Source organism: Arthrobacter sp. MSA 4-2, assembly GCF_016405885.1.
GTDB lineage: Bacteria > Actinomycetota > Actinomycetes > Actinomycetales > Micrococcaceae > Arthrobacter_D.
The window spans coordinates 1-26,038 of record NZ_JAEKGC010000005.1; the positions used below are offsets into that span (position 1 = coordinate 1).

The window sequence follows — 26,038 nt, forward strand, 5'->3', positions numbered from 1 at the left end:
CAGTCGGAGTTTGAGACAGCGCCGTCGACTCCCGTGACCGGCAGCCCGGGTCCGTCGCGTCCTGCCTCGCCGGCGCCCTCCACGCAGTCGGAGTTTGAGACAGCGCCGTCGACTCCCGTGACCGGCAGCCCGGGTCCGTCGCGTCCTGCCTCGCCGGCGCCTGCTCCGGCGCCCGCACCTGCCCCTGCTCCGGCCCCCGCCCCTGCCCCTGCCCCTGCCCCTGCCCCTGCAGCGACCGCGAACCCGGCCGCCGGGGCGACCACCGTGGACAAGGCGGCCAACAGCACCGTCATCGGCGTCTCGGTCGGCGCCGACGGCGGAACCAAGGTCCTCGTCACCGAGGCCCAGAACTCCGAGGTGCACGGCGGGCAGCTGGTGGGCCAGGAAGCCACCGGCGGCCAGGCCGGCCTCGCCGCCGGAAGCCCGACCAACCGGACCGAGCCCATCACCAAGGGTTCAGGCGGCTTCGGACGGGTTGGGCGATGACCAGCCTCCACCCCGCCGGGCCCGACACCCGACCCACGAAAGAGAAATCCAAATGACACACATCACGGTCCCCCTGGAAGAGCTTGAGGGCGCGGCCAGGGACCTCGACAACGTTCTGTCCCTCCTGGAGAACGGCACCCGGGAACTCGACCTTGAACAGATGCTGGGCAACGCCCCCGACGTGATGGGCGCGGCACGGACGTTCGACCGCCGGTGGTCGGACGGCCGGAAACAGCTGATCGATGAGGGCAAGAAGATCCGGGACAAGATCCGGGAGGTCACCGGGGCCTTCGTGGACACCGACAACCACGTCGCCCAGGCACTCGACCAGGAAAAGAAATGACGAACCCCAACACCACGATGCGGAAGTTGACCTAATGCCAAGCTTTGATCTGCGCACCCGCCCCGGCCGCTTCGCCGTCGCCGTTCCGGAGCACTGGGCCACCTTCGACGTAGCCCACGAGCAGCTGGTGACCGCGAGGCGGGAGGCGATGGCCGGTGCGGGTTCGGCGCAGGAGCGACTCCAGGTCGACGAGCTTTTCATCCATGCCAAGCGGGTCACGGCTGCCGCGCGGAAAGCCGGGGCGCTGTGGGGCGCCGGCACGGCGACGGTGTACGACGACGGCTTCTTCGTCGGGCAGGTGATGCTGTTCGCGGTCACGGCGCCTGATCCCGCCACCTTCACCACCCCCGCGATGTCGGCGGCGCTCGGCGGCGGACGCGGCACGGGGGACGCGGCCGACCTCCCGCCGCGCACGGTCACCGCTGTCCGGCTGGCGGACGGGACGGTGGCGACCCGCGTCTGCGGGCAGGAGGAGGTTCAGGCGACCGAAGCCCAGCGCGTGCGCGTCCTGGTCTCCCACACCTTCGTTCCGGTCCCGGGAACGGGCGACGAGTTCATCCTGGTCACCGGTCTGTCCCCAAACCTCGCCCTGCAGGAAGAGGTGCTCGACCTCTTCGACGCCATCGCCGGGACCTTCCGCTTCCTCCCGGCCTGATTCCTCCGGGCCGGGCCGGGCCTCAGCGTCCGGCCAGGTCCAGAGCCACCGCGCGCACCGGCGACCCGTCCATGCCTGCCAGCGCCAGGGGCAGGACCGAGACCAGCGGATCCTCCCAGGTGACGGCCGCGAGGTTTGTGAGGTTTTCGATGATCACCCCGCCGGCGCCCAGGAAGGCCGCGTGGAACGGAAGCTGCCCGCCGTTGGAGAGGGTCGAATCCGGATTGAGCGTATCCACGCCGACCACCGAGGCTCCGGCGGCCAGCAGGGCTTCGGCGATCTCGGAGGAGAGGACCGGGTGCGCGAGGTAGTCCTCGGTGCCGAAGTGTTTCGACCACCCGGTCTCGACGAGCACGATGGAGCCGGCTTGCAGCTCCCGGAGCCCGTCCTCGACGTCGGCCCACCGCAGGTGCTGGTGGGGTTCGAGGCCTGGGCACCTCACGATCCTCGCGGTGCCCACCAGCCGTTCCAGCGCGATCCGGTCAACCGGGGCGCCGCCGGCGATGGAGTGGAGCGGCGCGTCGATGTGGGTGCCGGTGTGGGTGCCGGCGTGCACGCTGGCGACCTGGAAGCCGTCCTCGGCCAGCGTGGCCACCGGAGTCAGGGTGACCTCCGGATCGCCCGGATATACCTGCATCCCCGTGACCACGGGCTGCGAGAGATCAACGATCCGCACGGGGCTCCTGCTCCTGGGACGGGGCCAGGTCGAGGAGGTGCTTATCGATGGGAGTTCCCCGCTCCAACCGGCCGGCGGCCGCCGCCCAGCCCAGGTACAGCAGGGCGGAGAGAACGAAGGTCGGGATGGTGGCGCCGATGGGGCTCGACAGGGAGTAGGTGAGGATCAGGGACACCGCCGCGCCGACTGCCCAGACGACGACGGCGGCGATATTGACTCCCTTGAAGAACCAGTAGGCGCCCCCGTTGGCGCGGAGGATGTCCGTCCCGTAGTGGCGCCGGCGCACGATGTAGTAATCAACGATCATCACCGCGAACACCGGGATGAAGAGTGAGCTGATCAGCACCAGGAAGGAGGTGAACTGGTTCAGCAGCGCCAGCCAGGTGGAGCCGAGGATCGAGATCACGCCAAGCACCAGGGCGGTGGGCAGGAAGGTGACCCGGCGCGATGGCGCCATGTTCACGACGGAGGACACCATGCCGTAGACGACCATGGTGTTGGTGGCCATGACCGAGAGGAAGATGACGATGGCCAGCGGGGCCCCGAAGGCCGCGACGATGACTGTGGGGTCGAACGGCACCGCTTCGCCGCCGTTGAGGACGACGTAGGCGATCGCCGTGGCCCCCAGCGTCATGGCGAGGACGGTGGAAAGGGTGTAGCCGATCGCTGAGCCAACGATTCCCGCCGTCGAGGACTTCGCCAGGCGGTTGAACTCCGCCGAGAGCACCGTCCAGGAGATCGCCGTTGCGATCACCACGTCGAGTACCGAGACCCCCGTCCAGCCGGCCTCCGGGTCAACCGGGGTGGTCACAAAGTCGGACGGCGTGAAGGTGGTGAAGGCGGAGACGAAGATGAAGCCCATGAAGGCGAGGATCACCAGCGCCAGCCACGGTTCGACCCGGGCGATGCCCGCGTGGCCGAAGATCGCGAGGCACACCACGAGGAGCTGGCAGAGCACTGAGAACAGGACGGGGTTGGAGAATCCGGTGGCCTGCTCCACGAGGAAGTTCACCGTCACTCCGGCAAGCATCGCCTGGACCCAGCTCCAGCCCATCAGGATGACGACGTTCGCGGCCACCGGCAGGAAAGACCCGCGGAGCCCGAACGAGCCCTTGGTGAGGGACATGGTGGGCAGCCCGGTCCGGGTTCCCATGTTGCCGATCAGCACCAGGACCGCTCCGCCGATGAGCGTTCCGAGCAGGATCATGCCGATGGCCAAGGGCCAGCTCACGCCGGGGACGAAGAGCGTCCCGGTCAGCAGGGTCGTCACCACCAGGTTGGCGGCAAGCCAGATCATCCCGATGCGGCCGGTGCCGAGGGTGCCCCGGAGCGGGCCGTAACCCTCGGAGTTCTTCTCGAGGTGGTTCGACAGCCGGGTGTACGCGGAGGTCCTGGGCTGGGTGGGCTGCTCGGTCGCCATGGGGCTAGCTCGTTTCCGGAAGGGCTGAGTCGGCGGGGGAGGGGGAAAGATGCTCATGGACGGCCGTGACGGATCCGCCGGAACGGTGGAAGACGATGGTCTCGCGTTCGCGGGTGGTCTCCCCGGGTCCGTCCCCCGTCCGGGTGATGGTCTCGACGTCGTGGGTGAAGACGGCGGTCGGACCGAGAAGCTGGATGCGCGGATTGCTGCTGGTGCACGAGACCACCCGCCAGCCGTCCTCGATCCAGCTGTTCCACAGCGATTCGTAGGCGGCGCGGCTCTCAAGCCGGTTGGCCTCGGTGTGGAAGACGAAGGTCGCATCCTCGGCGAAGGCTGCAAAATAACGGGCGGTGTCGGTTGCGGCGAAAGCGTCGACGAGCCGCTCCGCTGCGCGTTCAATCTCGTCGAGGGTTACCTGTTCCATAGCCATCCCTGGGAAGGCAGCGCACCCCAGTCCCCAGCTTGGTTGCTCCGCGGTAAACAATTGTTTACATGATGATGCGTGATCCCCGTTACAGTGTCAACGGGTTTTTTCCAATCCTGAATGGGAAGGAACCTCAGTGCAACGATCCGGCCCGCGCCCTGCCTAGGCGGCAGGGGTTACACCCGCCAAGCGGCAGACCGCGCCCGGTGGAGTGGTGCAGGATGTTGCCATGGATGCCACCGACGCGCTCAACGAGATTGCTTTCTGGCTTGAGCGGGAATCCGCTCCCTCCTTCAAGGTTCAGGCCTTCCGCAAAGCGGCCGCGGTCGTCGCCGGGCTCGGCCGGGACGAGCTGGCCGAACGCATCCGCAGTGGACGCCTGAAGCGGACGAAGGGGATCGGGGAGCGGACCTTCGAGGTGATCCGGGAGGCCGTCGAGGGTGGCGTTCCCAGCTATCTGGCGGGCCTGCGTGAGCGCGGCGCCCGGCCGCTCGCCGAGGGCGGCGCGGACATCAGCGCGGCCCTGCGCGGCGACCTGCACAGCCACAGCGAATGGTCCGACGGCGGATCACCGATCGAGGAGATGGTTGCGGCGGCCCGACTGCTCGGCCGGCAATACCTCGCCCTGACGGACCACTCGCCGGGCCTCACCATCGCGAACGGGCTGAGCACCGAGCGGCTTACAAACCAGCTCGACGTCGTGGCGGCGATCAATGACGGCAGCGACGGGTTCCGCCTGCTCACCGGCATCGAGGTCGACATCCTTGAAGACGGCGGCCTCGACCAGGCGCCGGAGGTGCTTGAGGGGCTCGACATTGTGGTGGCGAGCGTGCACTCCAAGCTCCGCTCCGACCGCGGCTCCATGACCCGGCGGATGCTCGGGGCAATCGCGAACCCGCAGACGAACGTCCTCGGCCACTGCACCGGGCGCCTCGTGCAGGGCTCGAGGGGCACCCGTCCCGAATCGGAGTTCGACGCGGCGCGGATCTTCGCCGCCTGCGCCGAGAACGACGTGGCCGTGGAGATCAATTCCCGGCTTGAACGCCAGGACCCGCCGGACCGGCTCATCCGGCTCGCGCTCGACGCGGGATGCCTCTTCAGCATCGACAGCGACGCCCATGCACCCGGCCAGCTCGACTACCTTCAGTACGGGGCGGAGCGGGCCGAACGAAACGGCGTGCCCGCAGAGCGGATCGTTACCACCTGGCCCCTTGAACGGCTGCTGGAGTGGGCCGGAAAGGGCACGGCGGCGCCAGGAGGCTGATCCGCCGTCCGGCAGGCCGGCCTGTCGGACGGAAGCGGTGCCTGCCTACCGGAAGGCCGGAATGCCGGTGAGGTGCTGGCCCAGGATCAGGGTGTGGACCTCGTCGGTGCCCTCGTAGGTGCGGACGCTTTCGAGGTTGTTGGCGTGGCGCAGCGGTGAATGGTCGAGCGTGATGCCGTTGCCGCCGAGGATGGCGCGGGCCTCCCGGGCGATGGCGAGGGCCTCCCGGACATTGTTGAGCTTTCCCACCGAGATCTGGTGCGGCTTCAGGGCTCCGGCGTCGTGAAGCCGCCCGAGCTGCAGCGCCAGCAGGGTTCCCTTGGTGAGCTCAAGGGCCATGTTCACGAGCTTCTCCTGGGTGAGCTGGTAGGCGGCCAGCGGCTTGCCGAACTGCATCCGCTTCCGGGAGTAGTTGAGCGCCGCCAGGTAGCTGTCGCGCGCCGCCCCCATGGCGCCCCATGCGATGCCGTACCGCGCGTCGTTGAGGCATTCGAACGGGCCCCGGAGTCCCCGGGCGGCGGGCAGCAGTGCCTCGGCCGGGAGCCGGACGTCCGTCAGTTCGACGTCGCACTGGATGGAGGCGCGCATTGAGAGCTTCTGGGGAATCTCGGTGGCCCGGAATCCCGGGGTGTCGGTGGGCACGAGGAAGCCGCGGATGCCGTCGTCGGTCTGCGCCCACACCACGGCCACCTGCGCGATGCTCGCCAGTCCGATCCAGCGCTTGGTTCCGTTGAGCACCCAGTCGCCGCCGTCCCGGCGGGCGTTGGTCAGCATGCTCGCCGGGTCGGATCCGCCGCCGGGTTCGGTCAGCGCGAAGCAGCCGATCACGCTGCCTGCGGCCATGCGGGGAAGCCACTGGTTCTTCTGCTCCTCGGAGCCGTGCCGGGCGATGGCGCCCATGGCCAGGGAACCCTGGACGCTGAGGAAGGTGCGCAGGCCCGAGTCGCCGGCCTCGACCTCGAGGGCCGCCAGTCCGTACTCGACGGCGCTGCGTCCCGCACAGCCGTAGCCCTCGATGTGCATGCCGAGCAGCCCGAGTTCTGCCATCGGCGCAACGATGTCGAGTGGAAACTCCCCGGTGTCGTACCACCGGGCGATGCTCGGCCGGATCTCCGCGTCGACGAAGGCGCGGACCCTGCCCCGCAGCGCCACCTCCTCGGCGGAGAGGAGGGAGTCGATGCCGAGAAGGTCGGTGGGATCGGGGGTCTCCGGGGTCATTCCCTTACTGTACGCAGTGCCCCTGAACGGGTGCCGGAGGGCGGGGGCGTGCGGCTCAGCCCAGTTTCGAAGGCTTGGTTCCGGTGTCGGCGGCCTCGGGCTCACCAGGTCCCGCAACGTGCTCGCTGCCGCGCACCCGGGCGATGGCGGTCATGCCGTGGAAGATCAGGAGGGCGGCGGCGGTGCCGAGCGCGATGCCCGCGAAGGTCAGGTCCCCCACCGTCCAGGTGAAGTCGGCGATGCCGATCACGAGCGCAACGCCGGCGGTGGAGAGGTTGATGGGGTTGGAGAAGTTGACCTGGTTGGAGACCCAGATCCGCACGCCGAGGATCCCGATCATGCCGTACAGCACCACCCCGGCCCCGCCGAGGACGCCCGGGGGGACGGTGGCGATGAGCGCCCCGAACTTGGGGAAGAGGCTCAGCAGCACGGCGACGATACCGGCCACCCAGTACGCCGCCGTCGAGTAGACGCGCGAGGCGGCCATCACTCCGATGTTCTCCGCGTAGGTCGTGGTGCCGGAGCCGCCGCCGGCGCCGGCGATCATGGTCGCGACGCCGTCGGCCATCAGGGCCCGCCCGGTCACCGGGTCGAGGTCCCGCCCGGTCATGGCGGCCACCGACTTCACGTGGCCGATGTTCTCGGCGACCAGGACCAGCACCACTGGAAGGAACAGGCCGACGACGGAGAGGTGGAAGGTGGGCGCCGAGAACTCGGGCAGCCCGATCCAGGCGGCGTCGCCGATCGCGGCGAAGTCGACCTCTCCGCGCAGCATCGCCACGAGGTAGCCGGCGAGCACGCCGATCAGGATGGACAGGCGCCCCAGGATGCCCCGGAACAGCACGGTGACCAGCAGGATGGCGAGGATCGTCACGACCGCCGTCACCGGCCCCTGCTCGACGCTGTTCTTCGCCGTCGGGGCGAGGTTGAGCCCGATCAGGGCGACGATGGAACCGGTGACGACCGGGGGCATCACGGCCTGGATCCAGCGCGAGCCGGCACGGTGGACGATGAAGCCGATGACCGCGAGCAGGGCGCCGGCCATCACGATGCCTCCGAGCGCTCCGGCGGGCCCGTGCTGGGCCTGGGCCGCGGCGATTGGGGCAATGAAGGCGAAGCTCGAGCCGAGGTAGCTGGGCACCCGTCCTGCGGTGATGACCAGGAACAGGATCGTGCCGATGCCCGAGAAAAGCAGCGTGGTCGACGGCGGGAAGCCGGTGATCAGGGGCACCAGGAAGGTCGCGCCGAACATAGCGACGACGTGCTGGGCCCCGATGCCGATGGTGCGCGGCCAGCTCAGGCGCTCATCGGGGGCCACGTAGGCGCCCGGGGTGACGTTCTTGCCGTCGCCGTGCAGGGTCCAGCCGGTTCCAAGCGCGCTCATGGCGGTGCCTTCCAGGGAGGGGGAGTCTGGGGAAATCCTATCTCCCGGCGGTTGGCACCGTGTTACGTTGCAGTCCTGACGATTGCAGGAGGACATAAACCAATGGGGTTGAGCAGCCGGGCCCGGGCCCTGCGACTTGGGGTAGGGCACTTCGGCACCGGGGTGCCGGGGGCGCCCCGCCGGACGGCAGCGGACAACACGGCCTTCACGGCCCGCGGCCGCACGGTGCTGGTGACCGGGGCCGCCATGGGGATGGGCCGGCTCTATGCCGAACGGGCCGTGCGTGAGGGCGCCGCCGCCGTCGTGCTGTGGGATGTTGACGCGGTGGCCCTTGCGGCGACGGCCGCTGCGCTGGCCGGATCCGGCACCGCGGTTTCCGCCTACTCCGTGGACATCTCCTCACTGGAACAGGTGCGCGCCGCCGCGGCGGAGGTCCTCGCCGACGCCGGCGCACCCGACGTTCTGATCAACAACGCCGGCATCGTGACGGGCAGCTACTTCTGGGAGCACCGCCAGGAGGCGGACATCGCCCGCACCCTCCAGGTCAACGCCCTCGCGCCGATGCACATCACCCGCGAATTCCTGCCGGCCATGATCGAGCGCGGCACCCCGGCGCGGGTCCTCAATGTGGCCTCCGCCTCGGGAACACTCTCGGTGCCGCGGATGAGCGTCTACACCGCCTCGAAATGGGCGGTGATCGGCTGGAGCGACTCACTGCGCCTCGAACTCCTCGCGGCCGGGCACTCCGGAATCCGGGTCACCACCCTGATTCCCAGCTACATCCGCACCCCCATGTTCGCCGGGGTGAGCGCCCCACTGCTCACTCCGCTGCTCGAGCCCGGCGCGGTGGTGGACCGGGCGTGGCAGGCCATGCTCGAGGGCCGTGCCCGCCTCCAGCTGCCGTGGACCGTGGCGCTGGGCAGCGCGCTGCGCGGGGTGCTGCCCCAGCCCGCGTGGGACCTCGTGGCCGGGCGGCTCTTCGGCGTGTACCGCTCAATGGACACCTTCACCGGACGCCCACAAACCCCACCACCCGCCGGGGCTCCCGCCGGAACCTCCGCCGCGGCGGAGGCGTCCCGATGACCGCCGGGACCGTTCGAGTGACCGCCGGGACCGCCGTCGGGCGGCTGCGCGGCACCTTCGAGGCGGGCACCACGCGCCCGCTGGTGTGGCGCCGACAGCAGCTGCGCGCCCTGATGCGGATGCTCGCCGAACGGGCCGAGGACTTCACCACTGCGCTTGCCGTCGACCTGGGCAAGAGTCCGACCGAAAGCTTCATCTCCGAGCTGGCCGTGGTCCGCGCCGAGGCGAAGCACGCCGTGAGGCACCTGCCGGCCTGGGCCGCCCCGGTGCGGGTTCCGGTGCCGATCGGGCTGCGTCCGGCCTCCGCCAGCGTGACCGCCCAGCCGCTGGGCGTGGCCCTGATCATCGCTCCGTGGAACTACCCGGCGCAGCTCGTCCTCGCCCCGCTCGTCGGCGCGCTCGCCGCCGGGAACTGCGCGGTGCTCAAGCCGAGCGAGCTGGCGCCGGCCACTTCGAAGGTGCTGGCGCGCCTGGTGCCGCAGTACCTCGACCCGGACGCCGTCGCCGTGGTCGAAGGGGGCCCCGAGGTCACAACGGAGCTGCTCGAGCAGCGGTTTGACGCCATCTTCTTCACCGGGGGAGAGCGGGTGGGGCGGATCGTGGCCGAGGCCGCCGCCCGGAACCTCACCCCGGTGACCCTTGAACTTGGGGGAAAGTCGCCGGCCGTAGTGATGGACGGCGACCTCGACTCCGCGGCCCGACGGCTGGTCCAGGGGAAGTTCCTCAATGCGGGCCAGACCTGCGTTGCGCCCGACTATGTCCTGACCACGCCCGCGCTCCAGCCCGGGCTGGTGGAGGCCCTGCGCCGGGCGCTCAAGGAGTTCTACGGCGACGATCCCTCCACCTCGGCGGACTACGGCCGCATCGTCAACGCCGGGCACTTCGACCGGCTCACCGCGCTCCTGCGGGACGGTACGGTGGCCGCCGGTGGACGGCACGACCGCGCTACCCGGTACCTTGAGCCGACCCTGCTGACCGGGGTGTCACCGGAGTCGGCGCTCATGCAGGAGGAGATCTTCGGTCCCCTCCTGCCCGTGCTGACGGTGCCGGACCTCACCTCCGCCGTCCGGTTCATCACGGCCCGCCCGACGCCGCTGGCGGCGTACCTGTTCAGCAACAGCCCCGAGCGGCGCACCGCCTTCGAGAACGCGGTCCGGGCCGGCGGGATCACCCACAACGCCTGCCTGGTGCAGCTCGCCGTGCCGGGGCTGCCCTTCGGCGGCGTGGGTGCCAGCGGCTCCGGCAGCTACCACGGCCAGCAGGGCTTCGACACCTTCAGCCAGCACCGGCCGGTGTTCACCAAGGACACCCGCCCCGATACGCTCCGGGTCGCGTACCCGCCGTTCGGCCCGCTGAAGCGCCTGCTGCTGCGCCGGCTGATCTAACGCGGCAGGTGCACGCCGGGAGACCACCCGTGAGTGTGCAGCTCACCACCCTTTGAGGTCCGGAAAGCGTGGTGAGCTGCAGTTTCGCCGGAGTAGGTCAGGCGCCGATGACGCCGTCGACGAGCGCCTTGGCCTCCGCCTGCACCTGCGACAGGTGCTCCTCGCCGCGGAAGGACTCGGCGTAGATCTTATAGACGTCCTCGGTTCCCGACGGGCGGGCCGCGAACCAGGCGTTTTCGGTGGTGACCTTCAGCCCTCCCACCGGCGCGCCGTTGCCGGGGGCCTCGGTGAGCCGTGCGGTGATGTCCTCACCGGCGAGGGTCGTGGCCGTGACGTCCGACGGCGAGAGCTTGCCCAGCGCCGCCTTCTGCTCGCGGCTCGCGGCGGCGTCGATGCGCGCGTAGACCGGCGCACCGAACCGCTCGGTGAGCGCGGCGTAGTGCTGGGAGGGACTCTTCCCGGACACGGCGGTGATCTCTGAGGCAAGAAGGGCCAGCAGGATTCCGTCCTTGTCGGTGCTCCAGGGCCCGCCGTCCTGCCGCAGGAAGGAGGCACCGGCCGATTCCTCGCCGCCGAAGGCGACCTCGCCCGTCAGCAGCCCCGGAACGAACCACTTGAAGCCGACCGGCACCTCGACGAGCACCCGGCCGAGGTCGGCGGCCACCCGGTCGATGATAGAGGAGGACACGAGCGTCTTGCCGATGACAGCATCGCTGCGCCATGAGGGCCTGTTGCGGTAGAGGTAGTCAATTGCCACCGCGAGGTAGTGGTTGGGGTTCATCAGGCCCCCGTCGGGGGTGACGATGCCGTGACGGTCGGCGTCGGCGTCGTTGCCCGTGGCGATGTCGAACTCGGAGGCCCGGGCGATGAGGGAGGCCATCGCGTAGGGGGAGGAGCAGTCCATCCGGATCTTTTCGTCCCAGTCGAGCGTCATGAACCCGAACTGCGGGTCGACCGCCGGGTTGACCACCGTGAGGTTCAGGTTGTGGTTCTCGGCGATGGCACCCCAGTAGTCGACCGAGGCCCCGCCCATGGGGTCGGCACCGATCGACAGGCCCGAGGCCCGGATCGCGTCGAGGTTCAGCACCGCCGGCAGGTCCTCGACGTAGTGCTGGAGGAAGTCGTAGGTGCCGATGCCCTCGGCCTTCTGGGCCTGCGCGGCGGGAACCCGTCGGACCTCGCGCAGCCCCCCTTCCATCAGCTCGTTGGCGCGGGCCGCGATCCAGTTGGTGGCATCGGAATCCGCCGGCCCGCCGTGCGGCGGGTTGTACTTGAAGCCGCCGTCGGCCGGCGGATTGTGCGAGGGGGTGATGACGATGCCGTCGGCCTTGTCGGTGCGCGTGGCGTTGTACACGAGGATGGCGTGGGACACGGCCGGGGTGGGCGTGAAGGCGCCGCGGGCGTCGATCCTCACCGTGACGCCATTGGCGGCGAGCACCTCGAGGGCAGTGTTCTGCGCCGGCTCGGACAGCGCGTGCGTGTCCTTGCCCATGAAGAGGGGGCCGGTCACCCCTTCGCGGTCCCGGTATTCGACGATCGCCTGCGTGATCGCCGCGATGTGCGCCTCGTTGAACGAGGCCTTCAACGACGAGCCGCGGTGGCCCGAGGTGCCGAAGGCGACGCGCTGCGCCGGATCGGACGGGTCCGGAACGACGTCGAAATACGCGTCAAGCAGGGCCGTGACATCAACAAGGTCGCTGGGTAGGGCAACAGTGCCCGCTCGGTTAGCCATGGCAACAGCATGTCAAAGAACTGCGCCAAATACAGCCGCCGGTTTCATCCGCACACCGGCCGGCGCCGCGGCGGGGCCGAGGCTGCGCCGTTTGCCCGTCCGGCACGGATTCCATTGCGTCGGCGCACCAGGGCGGGGACCATTAGGAGATCCGGGGTCCGGACACCCGAACCCTCCCGCACGATCCAAGGTGGAACCATGGCCGACGACGGCCCCCAGCAGCGCCCCCCATTCAGCGATCCCCACGATCCGCGCTGGTATTCCGATCCCGGCATGCGGGGCCCCGGGGCTTCCGGCGCGGCCGGACCGGCCGGGGAGGGGCCGTCGGGAGCGCATGCCGCGGGGACGGATCCGCACGGAACGCGCCCGTACCCGTTCGGCGGAGCGGATCCCGGCCGCGGCTTCCCGCACGGCGGGCAGGAGTTCGGGTCGACGTCCTACCGGCAACCGGAGACCCTTCCGTATGGCTCCTATCCGGCTCCCTACGGCGCGGAACCCCGGGGAATGAGCATCGCCGCACTGATCCTCGGCGCGGCGGCCGTGTTCACCGGCGGCCTGCTGCTCCTGCCGCAGATCCTCGCGGTGGTGTTCGGCCATCTCGCCCTGCGCCGTGAGCCGGCCGGCAGGCCGCTGGCCCTGACCGGGCTCATCATGGGGTACGTCATGCTGCTGGTAGGGCTGCTGCTCCTCGTCGGCTTCATCCTGCTCGTGGTCCTGGGGGCGGCCGCCTCGGTGACGACGGGGCCTTGAGGTCGGGTGGATCATAAGTAAGCTGAGAAAAAGGACCCGGACCGGGCCTTCCGCCTCCGAAAGGCTGAACGATGACTGACAATACGAACTCCACCCCTGAAGGCGACCCCGACGAGGAGGGCGCCGAAAAGGCCGGCGGCACCGAGAACCTTGACGCCGGAGGCTACGGCGGCCCCGACCCCGAGGTCGAAATCGCTCCCGGATTCGACGGCGGCAAGGGCCCCGACGGGCAGGAGTAGCACCGCCGGAACTCCCGGCGCTAGAAGGCCTCGAGCTGGGCGCATACCGCCAGGAGGTCGGCCTCCGCGCTGGGCCTGCCGATGAGCTGGATGGCCATCGACAGCCCTTCGGCGGTGGTCAGGGTAGGAACCACCAGGGCAGGAAGCCCGCACACGTTCACCATCGAGGTGAAGGGCGAATACCGGCATTGCCGCTCGTAGTCGGTGTCGGCGTCGGCGTCGGTGTACCAGCCGATCGGGCGCGGAGTCATGCCCAGCGCCGGGGTGAGGATCATGTCATAGTCCGCGTACTGGCGGATGGTGTCGTACTCGAACTGCCGCAGGATCCCGATCGCTTCGGTGAGTTCCGTCGCCGGACGGGTTCGAGCGCGCTGGCGCAGTGTCCCCGCCAGCGGGGTCAGCTTCGCCTCATCCTCCTCGGCAATCGGGGCGATGGCCAGGGCTGCCGTCCAGACGGTCTGGAAGGCCGCGTGGTAGCGGGGGTCGTAGGTCAGGGGCGCCTCGACGACGTCGTGCCCGGCCGCGCCCAGGGCGCGGATGCCGGCCTCGAGGGCGTCGCGGGCCGGGGCGTCGAGGGTGATGGGAAATGCGCTTTCGAACGGCGAGACCGTGCTGACGCCGATCCGGAAGCGGCCTTCGGCGCGCTGGGCCGCGGAGAGGAACGAGCCCGCAGGGGCGGCGGCCGCGGTGGAGCGGTAGCCGGGCTCGGCCACCAGCGCGTCAAGGAGGAGTGCGGCGTCGGCGGCATTGCGTGCCAGCGGCCCGGCCACCACGAACTGTCCCAGGTCGGCCTGCCCGGATCCGGAGGGCACCCGGCCCCGGTTGGGTTTGAGTCCCACCAGTCCGGTGGCGGCGGCCGGGATCCGCACCGACCCACCGCCGTCGGTCCCGGGAGCGAAGGGGATCAGCCCGGCCGCCACGGCGGCGGCGCTGCCGCCGGAGGATCCGCCCGGGCTCAGCTCCGGGTGAAGGGGATTGCGGGCGGGCGGCCCGATGAGATTCTCGCTGTAGGCGCTCAGCCCGAACTCCGGGACCTGCGTCTTCCCGAGGCTGATCGCCCCGGCGGCCCGCAGGACCGCCACCAGCGGAGAGTCCTCCTCCGCCACGGCCGCCGGGAGGGCCGCCGTTCCGTAGGTGGTGGGGACACCGGCCACCTCGGTCAGGTCCTTGTGTGCCAGCGGTAGCCCATGGAGCACCGGCAGCGGGCCGCCGGCGGCCCGGCGCGCGTCGGCGGCATCGGCCTCCCGGAGGGCCTGTCCGGCGGTGACGGTGAGGAAGGCGCCGAGGGCGGGGTTCCTCTCCTCGATCCGCTGCAGGTAGTGCTCGGTCAGCTCCCTGGCCCCCACCTCGCCGCTGGCCAGGGCATCGCGCAGGGTGAGGGCCGACAGGCTGGATAACTCGCTCATACACCGCTTCCGTTGGAAGGACCGTCCCGGGGATTCGTCCGGGCGGCACCCGGGCCCGCTCCCACTATAGGCTTGGAGCACCGCCGGAACGCGGCGGGCCCGGGCCCCGGTACACAGGCGCCCGGCAGCGAAGGGAAGTGCACGTGAGCGAACTTGAGAATGTTTCAGTGGAGTCCCTTGCCCCGGACGCCCGGATCCTCGATGTACGCGAGGACTACGAGTGGGAGGCGGGCCACGTCGAAGGTGCCCTCCACATCCCGCTCGATGAGCTTCCCGCGCGGCTGGACGACCTCGATCCGGACGAGGACCTCCACGTGATCTGCAGGACCGGCGGCCGCTCCCACCGGGCCGCCACCTGGCTTGTGGCCAACGGCTACTCCGCGGTCAATGTCACCGGCGGAATGGGAGCTTGGCTCGAGGCCGGCAAACCCATGGTTGCCGAGTCGGGCAGCGGACCGACGGTCCTGTGAGCAATCGAGCGGGGCAGGCCCCGGCGTCCCTGGCCTTCGCCTCGTACGCCTACCTCGGGCCGGAGGGTACCTTCACGGAGGCGGCCCTGCTCCAGGTCCCGGGAGCGGCGGAGGCCCGCCGCCTGCCGGTGGCGACGGTGGGCGCCGCGCTCGCCGAGGTCCGGTCCGGCGCAGTTGATGCCGCCATGGTGCCGATCGAGAACTCGGTCGAGGGCGGGGTGAGTGCCACCCTCGACGCCGTCGCGGTCGGCGAGCCTCTGCGGATCGTGAGGGAGGAACTCGTCGCGATCACGTTCGTCCTCGCGGCCCGGCCCGGCGTCCAGCCCGGCGACGTCCGCCGGATCTCAACCCACGGCCATGCCTGGGCCCAGTGCCGCGGCTGGGTGGACGCTAATATTCCGAATGCGGAATACCTTCCGGCCTCCTCGACGGCGGCCGCGGCGCACGGCCTCGCGCAGGGCGGCTATGACGCGGCCATCTGCTCACCCCTGCTCGCCGAACGCCTCGGCCTGGCGGTGCTGGCTTCGGACATCGGAGACGTCTCCGACGCGGTGACCCGCTTCATCCTCGTCACCCAGCCCACGGTGCTGCCCCCGCCCACCGGCGCCGACAAGACCTCCCTGGTGATCCCCCTCCCCGAGGACCACCCCGGGGCGCTGATGGAGATCCTTGACCAGTTCGCCGCGCGCGGGGTCAACCTCAGCCGGATCGAGTCCCGGCCCACCGGACAGTTCCTCGGCGACTACTTCTTCAGCATCGACGCCGACGGCCACCTCGCCGACGCACGGGTCGCGGACGCCCTCAAGGGCCTTCACCGCATCAGCCCCAACCTGCGCTTCCTCGGCTCCTATGCCCGTGCCGACAAGCGTCCCTCGACGATCGCGCCGCGGACCTCCGACGACGCATTCGATGCCGCCGAGTCCTGGGTGGCAGGGCTGCAGGGCGGATCCTGACGCGCGGATCGAAAGAACAGTAGGCTTACCAATCTCAGGGTCTTCCGTTCGTCGAAGGTTGGTAGCCGCATGGCACGACTGCGCCGCAGCAATTCGAACAGGCCGGGCATCACCCGGCGCCGCTCCGGGAAGGGGTTCAGCTACCGCACACCCGACGGCGCCCTGCTGGCCGACAAGGCCGAACTGCAGCGGGTGCGGGAACTCGTTATCCCGCCGGCGTGGAAGGACGTCTGGATCGCGCCCTACCCGAACGGCCACGTCCAGGCCCTGGGCACCGACGAGGCCGGGCGCCGCCAGTACATCTACCACCCGGCCTGGCGGGAGCAGAAGGACCGCGAGAAGTTCGACCGATCCCTTGAGTTCGGGGCCCGGCTCACCAGCGCCCGCCGCGTCATCACCCAGCACCTGCGCAGCAACGGGATGACCCGGGAGCGGGCCTTCGCCGCGGCACTGCGCATTGTCGACGCCGGCGCCCTGAGGATCGGATCCGCCCAGTACGCCGAGGAGAACGGTTCCTTCGGGGTCACCACCCTGCGCGTCGAACACGTCACCATCGAGGGCGCGGCCATCACCTTCCGCTTCCCGGGCAAGAGCGGGCAGCAGTGGGACACCACACTCGAAGATGAGGACCTCGCCGCCGCCCTTCGCCCGATGCTGCGCCGGGAGGAGGCGGACACGGTGCTCGCGTACCGGTCGGCCGACGAGAGGTGGCATTCGATCGACGGCTCGCAGCTCAATGAATTCCTGCGGCAGGTCACCGGGGGACCCTTCACGGCCAAGGACTTCCGCACCTGGCAGGCCACCGTGGTCGCCGCCATGGAACTCGCCCGGCAGGACCTGCTCTCAACGAGCAGGACGGCGCGGCAGAAGGCGGTCACCGCAACGATGCGCGCCGTCGCGGACCACCTCGGCAATACCCCGGCGGTGGCGCGGAGCTCCTACGTCGATCCGCGGCTCGTCGACCGGTTCATGAGCGGCGAGGTCATCCCGGTGGCCGGCTTTGCGGCCTCGGAGCGGGCGGTGCGTGAACTGCTGGGGGGCTGAGGCGGCTTTCACCGCGGCCCTTTCGTAAGTACGCTTACAGTGGGCGTCCCGTCAGGGGCGGCACCTTCAACGAGAGGCAGCATCATGACTGACAGCGCGAGCGAAGGACGCATCGTCAATCCTGCGGGCGAGGACGAGTCCGGTTCGGATCCCAACCGCCGCGGAGACGTTGGCGATCAGGGCAACGATCTCCGGTTCGCCGAGGAGCAGCAGCTGATCAACCAGCAGTCCGAGCGGCACGGGGCCGCCGCGGGCGGCACCTCCACTGAGACCGAGGGCAGCTACACCAGCACCGAGCCCGCGGATACCGGGGGCGGCTACACCGGGGCGCAGAAGCCGGAGCAGGAGGGCGAATATCCCGAGAAGGACCGGGATCGGCTGAACAGCCCCGATGACGAGGGCGAGTACACGGACCGCGACCGGAGCTGACCCTGCAGGACCCCGCCCGTGCCGCAGCCCGCACCGGCCCGGGAGGGGTCAGGCGCGCCCGGCGGCCACACCGACGGCGGGGGACTCGGTCGCCGGTTCCCCGCCGGGCACCCGGATGAGCAGCGCGCCCGGGTCGATCCGGGCCGTCAGGGAGGTCACCGCACCGGAGAGGTCCCCGTCGAGCTGGGTGTGGGTGGGCTCCGCGGTCCAGACGGTGACCTCACGGGCGCGGTAATACTTGATGACAGGGATCTCACCCCGGTGCCGGAACACGATTTTCGCCGCCATCCACAGCCAGCCGGCCAGGCTCCGGGGGCTCATGACCACAATGTCGAGGTACCCGTCGTCGATGATCGAGTCGGGAATGAAGTCGATGCCTGCGGGCAGCCTCCCGCAGTTGGCGAAGAGGACGGTGCGGACCTTCCGGCTCTGCGGCGCTCCGCCGTCGAGGCTGATCGAGACCCGCTGCCGGCGCCCGGGGAGGTGCCGCACTCCGGCCTCGCTGTAGGCGAGCCAGCCGAATTTCTCCTTGAGGTCGTCCTTGGTCGCGGCCACCACCGCCGCATCAAGCCCCACGCCGCCCATCACGAGGAACGGGGCCTCCGAGGCGGTGCCGGTGGATTCGTTGCGCAGCAGCACCGTCGCCATGTCGATCCGGCGCTGGCTGCCATGGAGGGCCACCTCGAGGCAGCCGGCGATGTCGTTGTAGGGCAGGCCCAGGTTGCGCACCAGCAGGTTCCCGGTGCCCAGCGGCAGCAGCCCCAGCGCGGCGGGCCCGTGCGCCATCGCCTGCGCCACGGCGCGGACTGTTCCGTCGCCGCCGGCGGCCAGCACGACGTCGGCCCCCGCCTCAAGCGCCAGATGCGCCTGACCGGTCCCCGGGTCCTCGATGGTCGTCTCAAGGATCAGCGGCGGATCCCAGCTGGCGTCGGAGCAGGCCTGCTCGACCAGGGCGCGGGTTTCGGCGGCGTTCAGTTTGACCGGGTTGAGGATCAGGGCGACCCGCTGCGGCCCCGGGGTCCGCGCAACGAGCGGATGAACCGTTGCGGCGGGGGCTCCCTGGACCTTTAGGCGCCGCACCTGCCACCAGCTCCGGACCGACGCTGCTGCCGCGGCGGCGGTGAGGACGATCAGTTTAGGGCGCATGATTTTTCCAGAGTACCGCCGGGCGCGGCTCCATGCCCGGAGGGGGAAGGGCATTGGGTAGGCTTGGGGGCGTGATCGACGTAAACGAGCTCCGCGCTGACCCCGACAAATTCCGCTCCTCCCAGCGCGCCCGCAGGGCCGACGAGTCGCTGGTCGGGGAGATCCTCTCGGCGGACACAGCACGTCGTGAAGCGGTCACCCGGCACGAGAACCTGCGCGCGGACCAGAACGCGTTCGGCAAGAAGGTCGCGCAGGCCAAGGGCGATGAAAAGCAGGCACTGCTCGCCGAGGTGAAGGAACTGGCCGCCGAGGTCAAGAAGGCCGCGGCGCTCGCCGACGAGGCACGCTCCCAGCAGGAGGGGCTGCTGCGGCGGCTCCCCAACCGGATCGAAGACGGGGTGCCCGAGGGTGGCGAAGAGGATTTCGAGGTCCTGCGCACCGTGGGAACCCCCAGGGACTTCGACGCCGAGGGCTTCGCGCCGCGGGACCACCTGGAGATCGGTGAACTCATCGGCGCGATCGACATGGAGCGCGGGGCCAAGGTCTCCGGCTCACGGTTCTACTTCCTCAAGGGCGTCGGGGCGCGCCTTGAGCTGGCCCTGCTGCAGATGGCCATGGACCAGGCGGTGCAGGCCGGGTTCACCCCCATGATCACCCCCACCCTCGTGCGGCCCGAGATCATGCAGGGAACAGGCTTCGACGTGGCCCACGACGCGGAGATCTACCGGCTGGCCGAGGACGACCTCTACCTGGTGGGGACCTCCGAGGTCGCCCTGGCGGGCTACCATTCCGACGAGATCCTCGACCTCACCGGCGGACCGATGCGGTACGCCGCCTGGTCCTCCTGCTACCGGCGTGAGGCCGGTTCGCACGGCAAGGACACCCGCGGCATCATCCGGGTCCACCAGTTCAACAAGGTGGAGATGTTCAGCTACACCACGGTCGAGGAATCCTACGCGGAGCACCAGAAGCTGCTGGCCTGGGAAGAGGAGATGCTCGCGAAGGTCGAACTGCCCTACCGGGTAATCGACACCGCGGCCGGCGACCTCGGCATGTCCGCCGCACGGAAGTTCGACTGCGAGGCCTGGGTGCCCACCCAGGGCGCCTACCGGGAACTGACCTCCACCTCGAACTGCACCACCTTCCAGGCCCGGCGGCTGAACATCCGGGAGCGGCAGAGCGGGGAAGGCGCGAAGGGGACGCGGGCCGTGGCGACGCTGAACGGCACCCTGGCCACCACCCGCTGGATCGTGGCGATCCTTGAACACCACCAGAATCCCGACGGCTCGGTCCGGGTTCCGGAGGCGCTGCGCCCGTATCTTAGTGGACTCGAGGTCCTGCCGGTACTGTGAGGCCCGCCCTACCCGGGCGGCGGGTTGATCTGGTTCACTGATGGAATGGCTATTTCATTTTCGGCTGGCATCGAGGACCAGCCCCAGACCCGCACGAAGTACATGGTTGCGCTCGACGTCGACGGTACCCTCGTAGACCACGACGGCTTCATGAGCGACGAGGTCCGCGCGGCGGCCGCCGCCGTCATCGAGGCCGGGCACGACATCATCATCTCCACCGGGCGCTCACTTGGGGCCGCACTGCCGGTGATTCGGGAGATCGGGCTCGCCCGCGGCTACGCGGTGTGCTCGAACGGCGGGGTCACCCTCCGCATCGATCCGGACCTTCCCCGCGGCTTCGAGGTGATCGACAAGGTGACCTTCGACCCCAGCCCCGCCCTCCGGGCCCTGCGCGAGCGCCTGCCCGGGGCCAAGTATGCCCTCGAGGACGACCAGGGCCGTTTCCTCTCGACTGAAAGCTTCCAGGACGCGAGTTTTGGTGCCGAGGCGCAGAGCGTCGACTTCGAGCAGATGCTCGACGCCAACGCCGTGCGCGTCGTTGTCTTCAGCACCGACAGCACGGCGGAGGAATTCGGCAACGCCGTCGAGACGATCGGCCTGCACGGCGTGACCTACTCGGTGGGGTGGACCGCCTGGCTGGACATCGCCGCCGCTGGCGTCACCAAGGCCAGCGCCCTTGAGCTGCTGCGGCGCAGGATCGGCACCGACCCGGCCCTCACCGTGGCGGTGGGGGATGGGCGCAACGACATTGAAATGCTCGAATGGGCGGCCCGCGGGGTGGCCATGGGCCAGGCCCCCGAGGAAGTACGCTCGGCGGCCACCGAAGTCACCGGCTCCGTCTACGACGACGGGGCGGCCAAGGTCCTGCGCTCACTGGTGTAGCCCCGGCGCGCTAGTCCCGGTTCGCCAGTCAGGTCAGGGTTCAGTAGGCCGGTTCAGTAGGCCGGCTCAGTAGGCCGGCTCAGTAGGCCAGCTCAGTAGGCCAGGGCGGCCGGCGGCAGGACCGCCGGGCCGTGCGCCAGGTCCAGCAGCCGGGCGGCGGCGGGCCGGGTGGCCCACTCCTCCATCCAGTGCGAGCGGAGAACGGCCTTGCTCACGGCCTGGGTGCTGATCCCCAGTTCCTGGGCGATGAGCTTCTGCTGCCCCCGGGCGCCGGGGGTCAACAGGTCGAGGACCTTCCACTCGGCGTCCGTCCGGGTGTACACGAGGTGGCCCAGCAGCCGCAGCACGGCCTCGGCCTCGCCGGCGATCTCGGCGTCGGGCCCCTCGACGGCCAGCGGGATGCGTTCGCCGGTCTTCTGCGCCCGGTTCACCGCACGGCGCGCATAAACCAAACCGAATCCGTCGGCGTCGAGGATGTGCTCGGGCACCGGCGGCAGGACCCCGCCGACGCCGATGCCCACATGCCAGCGGCGGAAGCGGATGGCGCGCAGCGCCGCGTCCACGGCCGTGCGCGCGGAATCGACGACGCCCTGGAGCTCATCGCCCACCGAACGCTGGAACGGCACCACCGTGGGAAGGTGCCGGAGCTCGCGGATCAGCTCCGGCACCAGGTCGCCCACCTCACGCGAGTCGCGCTGGTTGATGGTGAGCACATATTGCATTGCATAAGTATGCTTCACGCCCCGCGCGAATTACCGAAACCCGGCTGCGGCGGGGCTGTTCGTGCCTAGCGGCCTTCGGGGACCGCCGTGGCGTTGTCGGCTTCGACGTCGACGCCACGGCCCTGGGGCTCATCGGCCGCGCTGACATCGCCCTGCCGCTTGAACCGGTCAAGCGACGCCTCGACCTCGGCCTCGGCCGCTTCCCGGCCTGCCCACTCGGCGGCCTCGACCCACTTGCCCGGCTCGAGGTCCTTGTAGCGGGTGAAGAAGTGCTTGATCTCGTCGAGGAGGAAGGTCGAGACGTCCGTTAGGTCCTGGATGTCATCGAAGCGCGGGTCGACCGGGACGCAGAGCACCTTGGCGTCTCCGCCGCCGTCGTCGGTCATGTTGAAGACCCCGATCGGGCGTGATTCGACCAGGACGCCCGGGATCAGGTCGAAGTCCTGCAGCAGCACCAGCGCATCCAGGGGATCGCCGTCCTCGCCGAGGGTGTTCTCGAAGTACCCGTAGTGGGTGGGGTACTGCATCGCCGTGAAGAGCACGCGGTCCAGGCGGAGGCGGTGGGTGTCGTGGTCGATCTCGTACTTGACGCGGGATCCCTTAGGGATCTCGATGGTGACGTCGAGCTTCATGGCAACTCCTCGGTGGTGTGGCTGGCGGGTGGGGAGAGCACGGGCCCGGCGAGCCCGGTCCGCGGCGCCCGGCCGCCCGTTTACTGTTTAAACTTCTGCACTAACATATCGGTCGCGGCCCGCTTCCCGGCATTTCCTGCGGACCGGCGTCCCCGTTGAACCTCCGGAAGGAATCCATGAAGCGCCAGGCCCGACGGCTGACCGCCGTGCTGCTGGCGGTGGTCCTTGCGGTGCTGGCGCTGCCCCTCTCGGTCCGGGTGATCCCGGCCGCCGTGGAGGAGCTGGCCGGCGGCAGGGATGCGGAGGTGCGGCCGCCCGCCCTCCAGCGCCCGCCGGCCGGTGTGCTCGAACCCGGCGTCGTCTCCGCCCTTTCGGACTCGGCGCCGCAGCCGGTCCCGGAGGTGCTCGCCCCGCTGCTCGATGCCGAGCTGCACCTGCCCGGCGGCGGCGGTCGGTTCACCGGGGTGGTGCGTGACGCCGCCACCGGCGCGGTGCTCTACAGCAATGGCCCCGACCAGGCGCAGGCCCCGGCGTCGAACCTCAAGCTGCTGACGGCGGCGGCCGTCCTGGACACCCTTGATCCCCGGGACCGGCTCGAGACGACGGTGCACGCCGCCGGGGACGGTGTCCTCTATCTCCGGGGCGGCGGAGATGTGCTGCTGGGCTCGGGGCCGTCGGAGACCGACGCGGTGCGCGGTCACGCCGGCCTTTCCACCCTGGCGCAGGAGACCGCTGCGGCGCTGGATCCGGCGTCGGGCCCCTACAGCGTCGCCGTGGATGACTCCCTCTTCGAGGGCCCGCCGCTCAACCCGTCCTGGGCGCAGGGGGATCTCGACGCCGGGGAACTGGCACCGGTGTACCCGCTGGCCGTCAATTCCGCCTGGCAGGACGAGGGCCTGCAGGCCGGGGCCCGCGACGCCGACCCGGCACTGAGGGCCGCGGAGGCCTTCACCGCCGCCCTCGCCGCTGCGGCCGCCGAACGCGGCATCGAGGTGCTCGGCGGACCGGTCCGCGCCGCGGTGCCGGACTCCGCCGAAGCGGTGGCCTCGGTCCCGTCGGCGACCATCGCCGAGCAGGTCGAGCACATGCTGGTCCTCTCCGACAATTACCTCGCCGAGGCCCTGGCGCGCCTGGCCTCGGCGGCGTCCGGTGGGCCGGCGAGTTCCGACGGCGCCACGGCGCTGCTCGCTGCCACCGCCGACCGGCTCGGCGTTCCGGGCGGTGGGCTCCGGGTCGGGGACGCCGCAGGACTCTCCGTCGACAATTCAGCAACCCCTGCCCAGCTCGCCGCGCTGCTTTCCGCCGTGGCCGCCTCCAAGCGGCCCGCCCTGGCCGGGATGCCCGGCCTGCTGCCCGTGGCCGGACTGTCGGGCACCCTGGAGGAGCGATTCGTTCCGGATGCCGCGGCGGCCGGCGGGGCCGGGGTGGTCCGGGCCAAGACCGGCACCCTGAGCGCCGTCACGGCGCTCAGCGGCTACGTCGTCACGGCCGAAGGGCGCCTGCTCAGCTTTTCCCTGATGGGTTCCGGGATCGAGGGCCGGACGCAGGAGGCCCGCGACGCCGTCGACCGGGCCGCGGCCGTGCTGGCGGCCTGCGGGTGCCGCTGAGCGCACCGTCCGGCCGTGCATGCCGGGGCAGGGCCGAGCGGCCGGAAGCCGGATGTGGTCGAATAAGGTCATGGAGAGCAATGAGCCGACCGTTTCATCCACCCCCCAACGCCCCCAGCTGGTGAACTGGGACTTCGCCGCAGGCAGCGCTGCCCGTCTGGCCCCGGCCGGACCGACGATGACGCCACGTGAGATCGCGGCCGCGGTCGATAACCTCCGCGCCCAGGCCGACGCCTCCGTGGCGCACGTCCATGCCATCTCCCGCCTCGATGCGGCACGGGACCTCCGCGACTCCGAACTCCTCATCGTGGACCGGGCGTCCTGGGCGAAGGCCAACACCCAGAGCTTCCGGGTGCTCGTCGAGCCGGCCCTGAACCACCTTGCGCAGTCCAAGCCGGAGATCCTCAAGGCGGCCTCCGTCAGCCTCGGAGGCAACCTCACCGGCGCGCAGCTCGGTGCCATCCTGGCGTTCCTCTCCAGCAAGGTGCTGGGACAGTACGACCCGTTCGTGCCCTCCCGCAACGGCGCCGGCGGGCGCCTGATGCTCGTGGCGCCCAATATCATCTCCGTCGAGCGGGAACTCAACGTCGACCCGGCCGACTTCCGCCTCTGGGTCTGCCTCCACGAGCAGACCCACCGGGTCCAGTTCGCCGCTGCGCCCTGGCTGAAGGACCACATGACCTCGGCCATCTCGGAACTGACCACCGGGATGATGGACAAGGCCGACACCCTCTCCGAGCGCCTCGCCGCCGCGGCGAAGAGCCTCGGCATGCCCAAGGGAGAGCACCCGGGCCGCCGGCCCGCCGCGGTCGAGCAATGGCCCGACGGCGGGAAGGTCCACGGCACCGGCCTGCTGTCGGTGCTTCAGGACCCCGACGACAAGGCCCGCCTGTCCCACCTGACCGCCGTGATGAGCCTGCTCGAGGGCCACGCGAACGTCGTCATGGACGGCGTGGACGCGCGGATCGTGCCGACGGTGAAAACCATCCGCCGCCGCTTCAACGCCCGTGGGAAATCCCGCGGGCCGGTGGAGAAACTGATCCGCCAGCTCTTGGGCCTCGACGCGAAGATGCGCCAGTACAGCGACGGCGCCAAGTTCGTGCGCCGGGTCGTGGACCAGACCGGCATGGAAGGGTTCAACCTCGTCTGGGAGGCCGAGGCCAACCTCCCCACGGAGCGCGAGATCCATACCCCCGACGAATGGATCGACAGGATGAGCCTTACCCGCCATGGGTAGGCGCCCGCGCCTCAACCCGGTGGCCGCCGCGGCACGGAACCGGGTGGAGGACGCCCTGGCGGATGTGCTGCTTCCCGCCGGCACCCCATCCGGGGCCGCCCCGGTGGAGGAGACAGCACCGCTGGTGCTCGTGGCGTGCAGCGGCGGCCCGGATTCGCTCGCGCTGGCCGCCGCCGCGGTGTATTTCGCGAAGGTAGGCAGGTGCAGGGCCGGCGCCGTCGTCGTCGACCACGGCCTGCAGGAGGACAGCGCGGCGGTCGCCCGGCGCGCCGCGGACCAGCTCACCGGTCTGGGACTGGCCCCGGTCGAGGTCCGCACGGTCGAGGTCGCCGCCACCGGTATGGGCCCCGAGGCCGCCGCCCGCACCGCCCGGTACGCCGCGCTCGACGCCGCCGCCCGCGAGTCCGGGGCCGCCGCCGTCCTCCTCGGCCACACGCTCGACGACCAGGCCGAACAGGTGCTGCTGGGGCTGGCCCGCGGCTCCGGAACGCGCTCCCTGGCCGGCATGCCGGCCCGGCGGGGCCCCTACCGCCGGCCGTTCCTCGACCTGCGGCGGGCCGACACCGAGGAGATCTGTACCTTCTACGGGCTCGACCCCTGGCACGACCCCGCCAACACGGATCCTGCCTTCGCCCGCTCCCGGGTCCGCAAGCAGGTGCTGCCCTACCTCGAGGATCAGCTCGGCCCGGGCATCGCGCAGGCGCTGTACCGGTCGGCGCGGATCCTCGGCCAGGACGCCGACTACCTCGAACAGCTCAGCTCCGAGGCCTACGCCGGGCTCCGGACCGAGGCCGGCGGGGACATCCTCCTGCCGGAGGAGGGACTGCGGGAGCTGCCCGCCTCGCTGCGCCAGCGGGTCCTCGCCCTGGCCGCCGTTGAAGTCGGCGGCTTCCAGCCCAGCTTCGAACGCCTCCTCGCCGCCGAAACCCTCCTCGAACGCCGGGGCTCGGCGGGTCCCGTCCAGCTCGGCGGACGTGTCGGCGTTTACCGGCAGGTCCGGGGGAAATCGGTTCTTCCGGGCGGGCCAAGCTATGGCAATCTTGTCTTTAGAAACAACCGTCCCGGCACGGAGCCGCCGAGCCGTTCAACCCAGGAGTAA

General features: G+C 70.4%; 26 protein-coding genes and 1 pseudogene. 17 read left to right on the plus strand and 10 right to left on the minus strand.

Annotated elements, in window-relative coordinates; genetic code table 11:
* From I6N91_RS17080 to I6N91_RS06685, 3 genes and pseudogenes are all read left to right on the plus strand, one after another.
* Positions 1 to 486 (plus strand): annotated as a pseudogene (locus I6N91_RS17080) (hypothetical protein); the annotation flags it as partial.
* A gap of 52 nt (positions 487 to 538) precedes the next feature.
* Complete coding sequence (locus tag I6N91_RS06680) at positions 539 to 829, plus strand: hypothetical protein (RefSeq protein WP_198811837.1); 291 nt, start codon at positions 539 to 541, stop codon at positions 827 to 829.
* Positions 830 to 863: 34 nt separating this feature from the next.
* On the plus strand, positions 864 to 1,484 hold the full coding sequence (locus tag I6N91_RS06685) for a hypothetical protein (RefSeq protein WP_198811838.1): 621 nt from the start codon (positions 864 to 866) through the stop codon (positions 1,482 to 1,484).
* Positions 1,485 to 1,506: 22 nt separating this feature from the next.
* Here I6N91_RS06685 and I6N91_RS06690 read toward each other — a convergent pair whose 3' ends face one another.
* The 3 genes from I6N91_RS06690 to I6N91_RS06700 are packed head-to-tail and all read right to left on the minus strand — an operon-like array spanning position 1,507 to position 4,004.
* Positions 1,507 to 2,160, minus strand: coding sequence for a cyclase family protein (locus I6N91_RS06690; protein ID WP_198811839.1), 654 nt, complete (start codon positions 2,158 to 2,160; stop codon positions 1,507 to 1,509).
* Positions 2,147 to 3,580 carry a cytosine permease gene (locus I6N91_RS06695; RefSeq protein ID WP_198811840.1) on the minus strand — a complete coding sequence of 478 codons (1,434 nt, stop codon included), beginning with the start codon at positions 3,578 to 3,580 and terminating at the stop codon, positions 2,147 to 2,149. The genes I6N91_RS06690 and I6N91_RS06695 overlap by 14 nt, the downstream gene beginning before the upstream one ends.
* Positions 3,581 to 3,584: 4 nt before the next feature.
* Positions 3,585 to 4,004, minus strand: a complete 420-nt coding sequence (locus I6N91_RS06700) for a nuclear transport factor 2 family protein (protein ID WP_198811841.1) — start codon at positions 4,002 to 4,004, stop codon at positions 3,585 to 3,587.
* Between the two features lie 229 nt (positions 4,005 to 4,233).
* Here I6N91_RS06700 and I6N91_RS06705 point away from each other — a divergent pair, with 229 nt between their 5' ends.
* On the plus strand, positions 4,234 to 5,268 hold the full coding sequence (locus I6N91_RS06705) for a PHP domain-containing protein (RefSeq protein WP_198811842.1): 1,035 nt from the start codon (positions 4,234 to 4,236) through the stop codon (positions 5,266 to 5,268).
* Between the two features lie 45 nt (positions 5,269 to 5,313).
* On the opposite strand, the gene I6N91_RS06710 is transcribed toward I6N91_RS06705, so the two are convergent.
* Together I6N91_RS06710 and I6N91_RS06715 are read right to left on the minus strand one after the other, a co-directional pair.
* A complete protein-coding gene (locus I6N91_RS06710; RefSeq protein ID WP_198811843.1) occupies positions 5,314 to 6,486 on the minus strand; it encodes an acyl-CoA dehydrogenase family protein in 1,173 nt (390 codons plus the stop codon).
* A gap of 55 nt (positions 6,487 to 6,541) precedes the next feature.
* Positions 6,542 to 7,870, minus strand: coding sequence for a uracil-xanthine permease family protein (locus tag I6N91_RS06715; RefSeq protein ID WP_198811844.1), 1,329 nt, complete (start codon positions 7,868 to 7,870; stop codon positions 6,542 to 6,544).
* Positions 7,871 to 7,972: 102 nt separating this feature from the next.
* On the opposite strand from I6N91_RS06715, the gene I6N91_RS06720 reads away from it, so the two are divergent.
* Together I6N91_RS06720 and I6N91_RS06725 are read left to right on the plus strand one after the other, a co-directional pair.
* Complete coding sequence (locus I6N91_RS06720; RefSeq protein ID WP_198811845.1) at positions 7,973 to 8,953, plus strand: SDR family NAD(P)-dependent oxidoreductase; 981 nt, start codon at positions 7,973 to 7,975, stop codon at positions 8,951 to 8,953.
* A complete protein-coding gene (locus I6N91_RS06725) occupies positions 8,950 to 10,338 on the plus strand; it encodes an aldehyde dehydrogenase family protein (RefSeq protein ID WP_198811846.1) in 1,389 nt (462 codons plus the stop codon). The genes I6N91_RS06720 and I6N91_RS06725 overlap by 4 nt, the downstream gene beginning before the upstream one ends.
* 97 nt (positions 10,339 to 10,435) lie before the next feature.
* Here I6N91_RS06725 and pgm read toward each other — a convergent pair whose 3' ends face one another.
* Positions 10,436 to 12,070 (minus strand): phosphoglucomutase (alpha-D-glucose-1,6-bisphosphate-dependent), encoded by a 1,635-nt coding sequence (gene pgm, locus I6N91_RS06730; protein ID WP_198811847.1) that lies wholly within the window; start codon positions 12,068 to 12,070, stop codon positions 10,436 to 10,438.
* A 198-nt stretch (positions 12,071 to 12,268) separates the two neighbouring features.
* On the opposite strand from pgm, the gene I6N91_RS06735 reads away from it, so the two are divergent.
* The gene (locus I6N91_RS06735) at positions 12,269 to 12,820 is read left to right on the plus strand and encodes a DUF4190 domain-containing protein (RefSeq protein WP_198811848.1); all 552 of its coding nucleotides are present in this window, start codon (positions 12,269 to 12,271) and stop codon (positions 12,818 to 12,820) included.
* Positions 12,821 to 12,891: 71 nt separating this feature from the next.
* Entirely contained in the window at positions 12,892 to 13,059 is a 168-nt protein-coding gene (locus tag I6N91_RS06740) for a hypothetical protein (RefSeq protein ID WP_198811849.1), read from the plus strand.
* A 20-nt stretch (positions 13,060 to 13,079) separates the two neighbouring features.
* On the opposite strand, the gene I6N91_RS06745 is transcribed toward I6N91_RS06740, so the two are convergent.
* A complete protein-coding gene (locus I6N91_RS06745) occupies positions 13,080 to 14,465 on the minus strand; it encodes an amidase (RefSeq protein WP_198811850.1) in 1,386 nt (461 codons plus the stop codon).
* Between the two features lie 143 nt (positions 14,466 to 14,608).
* On the opposite strand from I6N91_RS06745, the gene I6N91_RS06750 reads away from it, so the two are divergent.
* From I6N91_RS06750 to I6N91_RS06765, 4 genes are all read left to right on the plus strand, one after another.
* A complete protein-coding gene (locus tag I6N91_RS06750; RefSeq protein ID WP_198811851.1) occupies positions 14,609 to 14,935 on the plus strand; it encodes a rhodanese-like domain-containing protein in 327 nt (108 codons plus the stop codon).
* A gap of 29 nt (positions 14,936 to 14,964) precedes the next feature.
* Positions 14,965 to 15,888 (plus strand): prephenate dehydratase, encoded by a 924-nt coding sequence (gene pheA / locus I6N91_RS06755; protein ID WP_198812035.1) that lies wholly within the window; start codon positions 14,965 to 14,967, stop codon positions 15,886 to 15,888.
* 69 nt (positions 15,889 to 15,957) lie between these two features.
* Positions 15,958 to 16,932: a DNA topoisomerase IB gene (locus tag I6N91_RS06760; protein WP_198811852.1), complete on the plus strand. Its 975-nt coding sequence runs from the start codon at positions 15,958 to 15,960 to the stop codon at positions 16,930 to 16,932.
* Between the two features lie 84 nt (positions 16,933 to 17,016).
* Positions 17,017 to 17,361 carry a hypothetical protein gene (locus tag I6N91_RS06765; protein ID WP_198811853.1) on the plus strand — a complete coding sequence of 115 codons (345 nt, stop codon included), beginning with the start codon at positions 17,017 to 17,019 and terminating at the stop codon, positions 17,359 to 17,361.
* 48 nt (positions 17,362 to 17,409) lie between these two features.
* Here the strand turns inward: I6N91_RS06765 and I6N91_RS06770 are convergent, their stop codons facing one another.
* Complete coding sequence (locus I6N91_RS06770; protein WP_198811854.1) at positions 17,410 to 18,507, minus strand: diacylglycerol kinase family protein; 1,098 nt, start codon at positions 18,505 to 18,507, stop codon at positions 17,410 to 17,412.
* Positions 18,508 to 18,578: 71 nt separating this feature from the next.
* Here I6N91_RS06770 and serS point away from each other — a divergent pair, with 71 nt between their 5' ends.
* Entirely contained in the window at positions 18,579 to 19,859 is a 1,281-nt protein-coding gene (serS, locus tag I6N91_RS06775; RefSeq protein WP_198811855.1) for a serine--tRNA ligase, read from the plus strand.
* Positions 19,860 to 19,904: 45 nt separating this feature from the next.
* Complete coding sequence (locus I6N91_RS06780; protein WP_233091576.1) at positions 19,905 to 20,741, plus strand: HAD family hydrolase; 837 nt, start codon at positions 19,905 to 19,907, stop codon at positions 20,739 to 20,741.
* A gap of 92 nt (positions 20,742 to 20,833) precedes the next feature.
* On the opposite strand, the gene I6N91_RS06785 is transcribed toward I6N91_RS06780, so the two are convergent.
* Positions 20,834 to 21,463: a hypothetical protein gene (locus I6N91_RS06785; protein WP_198811856.1), complete on the minus strand. Its 630-nt coding sequence runs from the start codon at positions 21,461 to 21,463 to the stop codon at positions 20,834 to 20,836.
* A 65-nt stretch (positions 21,464 to 21,528) separates the two neighbouring features.
* Positions 21,529 to 22,095, minus strand: coding sequence for an inorganic diphosphatase (locus tag I6N91_RS06790; RefSeq protein WP_198811857.1), 567 nt, complete (start codon positions 22,093 to 22,095; stop codon positions 21,529 to 21,531).
* Positions 22,096 to 22,271: 176 nt separating this feature from the next.
* Between I6N91_RS06790 and dacB the strand changes: the two genes are divergently transcribed.
* The 3 genes from dacB (at position 22,272) to tilS (ending at position 26,038) form a co-directional block, all read left to right on the plus strand.
* Complete coding sequence (gene dacB, locus I6N91_RS06795; RefSeq protein ID WP_198811858.1) at positions 22,272 to 23,702, plus strand: D-alanyl-D-alanine carboxypeptidase/D-alanyl-D-alanine-endopeptidase; 1,431 nt, start codon at positions 22,272 to 22,274, stop codon at positions 23,700 to 23,702.
* A 70-nt stretch (positions 23,703 to 23,772) separates the two neighbouring features.
* On the plus strand, positions 23,773 to 24,939 hold the full coding sequence (locus I6N91_RS06800; protein WP_198811859.1) for a zinc-dependent metalloprotease: 1,167 nt from the start codon (positions 23,773 to 23,775) through the stop codon (positions 24,937 to 24,939).
* Complete coding sequence (gene tilS, locus I6N91_RS06805; RefSeq protein WP_198811860.1) at positions 24,932 to 26,038, plus strand: tRNA lysidine(34) synthetase TilS; 1,107 nt, start codon at positions 24,932 to 24,934, stop codon at positions 26,036 to 26,038. The genes I6N91_RS06800 and tilS overlap by 8 nt, the downstream gene beginning before the upstream one ends.

What these genes read in the sequence shown, in the direction of transcription:
- dacB (WP_198811858.1), top strand. Translation starts at nt 22,272, where the DNA reads ATGAAGCGCCAGGCCCGACGGCTGACCGCCGTGCTGCTGGCGGTGGTC.
- I6N91_RS06780 (WP_233091576.1), top strand. Translation starts at nt 19,905, where the DNA reads ATGGCTATTTCATTTTCGGCTGGCATCGAGGACCAGCCCCAGACCCGC.
- tilS (WP_198811860.1), top strand. Translation starts at nt 24,932, where the DNA reads ATGGGTAGGCGCCCGCGCCTCAACCCGGTGGCCGCCGCGGCACGGAAC.
- pgm (WP_198811847.1), bottom strand. Translation starts at nt 12,070, where the DNA reads ATGGCTAACCGAGCGGGCACTGTTGCCCTACCCAGCGACCTTGTTGAT.
- I6N91_RS06745 (WP_198811850.1), bottom strand. Translation starts at nt 14,465, where the DNA reads ATGAGCGAGTTATCCAGCCTGTCGGCCCTCACCCTGCGCGATGCCCTG.
- I6N91_RS06695 (WP_198811840.1), bottom strand. Translation starts at nt 3,580, where the DNA reads ATGGCGACCGAGCAGCCCACCCAGCCCAGGACCTCCGCGTACACCCGG.
- I6N91_RS06715 (WP_198811844.1), bottom strand. Translation starts at nt 7,870, where the DNA reads ATGAGCGCGCTTGGAACCGGCTGGACCCTGCACGGCGACGGCAAGAAC.
- I6N91_RS06710 (WP_198811843.1), bottom strand. Translation starts at nt 6,486, where the DNA reads ATGACCCCGGAGACCCCCGATCCCACCGACCTTCTCGGCATCGACTCC.
- I6N91_RS06765 (WP_198811853.1), top strand. Translation starts at nt 17,017, where the DNA reads ATGACTGACAGCGCGAGCGAAGGACGCATCGTCAATCCTGCGGGCGAG.
- I6N91_RS06735 (WP_198811848.1), top strand. Translation starts at nt 12,269, where the DNA reads ATGGCCGACGACGGCCCCCAGCAGCGCCCCCCATTCAGCGATCCCCAC.
- I6N91_RS06770 (WP_198811854.1), bottom strand. Translation starts at nt 18,507, where the DNA reads ATGCGCCCTAAACTGATCGTCCTCACCGCCGCCGCGGCAGCAGCGTCG.
- I6N91_RS06790 (WP_198811857.1), bottom strand. Translation starts at nt 22,095, where the DNA reads ATGAAGCTCGACGTCACCATCGAGATCCCTAAGGGATCCCGCGTCAAG.
- I6N91_RS06720 (WP_198811845.1), top strand. Translation starts at nt 7,973, where the DNA reads ATGGGGTTGAGCAGCCGGGCCCGGGCCCTGCGACTTGGGGTAGGGCAC.
- I6N91_RS06760 (WP_198811852.1), top strand. Translation starts at nt 15,958, where the DNA reads ATGGCACGACTGCGCCGCAGCAATTCGAACAGGCCGGGCATCACCCGG.
- I6N91_RS06740 (WP_198811849.1), top strand. Translation starts at nt 12,892, where the DNA reads ATGACTGACAATACGAACTCCACCCCTGAAGGCGACCCCGACGAGGAG.
- I6N91_RS06705 (WP_198811842.1), top strand. Translation starts at nt 4,234, where the DNA reads ATGGATGCCACCGACGCGCTCAACGAGATTGCTTTCTGGCTTGAGCGG.
- I6N91_RS06785 (WP_198811856.1), bottom strand. Translation starts at nt 21,463, where the DNA reads ATGCAATATGTGCTCACCATCAACCAGCGCGACTCGCGTGAGGTGGGC.
- I6N91_RS06680 (WP_198811837.1), top strand. Translation starts at nt 539, where the DNA reads ATGACACACATCACGGTCCCCCTGGAAGAGCTTGAGGGCGCGGCCAGG.
- I6N91_RS06685 (WP_198811838.1), top strand. Translation starts at nt 864, where the DNA reads ATGCCAAGCTTTGATCTGCGCACCCGCCCCGGCCGCTTCGCCGTCGCC.
- I6N91_RS06800 (WP_198811859.1), top strand. Translation starts at nt 23,773, where the DNA reads ATGGAGAGCAATGAGCCGACCGTTTCATCCACCCCCCAACGCCCCCAG.
- I6N91_RS06700 (WP_198811841.1), bottom strand. Translation starts at nt 4,004, where the DNA reads ATGGAACAGGTAACCCTCGACGAGATTGAACGCGCAGCGGAGCGGCTC.
- I6N91_RS06725 (WP_198811846.1), top strand. Translation starts at nt 8,950, where the DNA reads ATGACCGCCGGGACCGTTCGAGTGACCGCCGGGACCGCCGTCGGGCGG.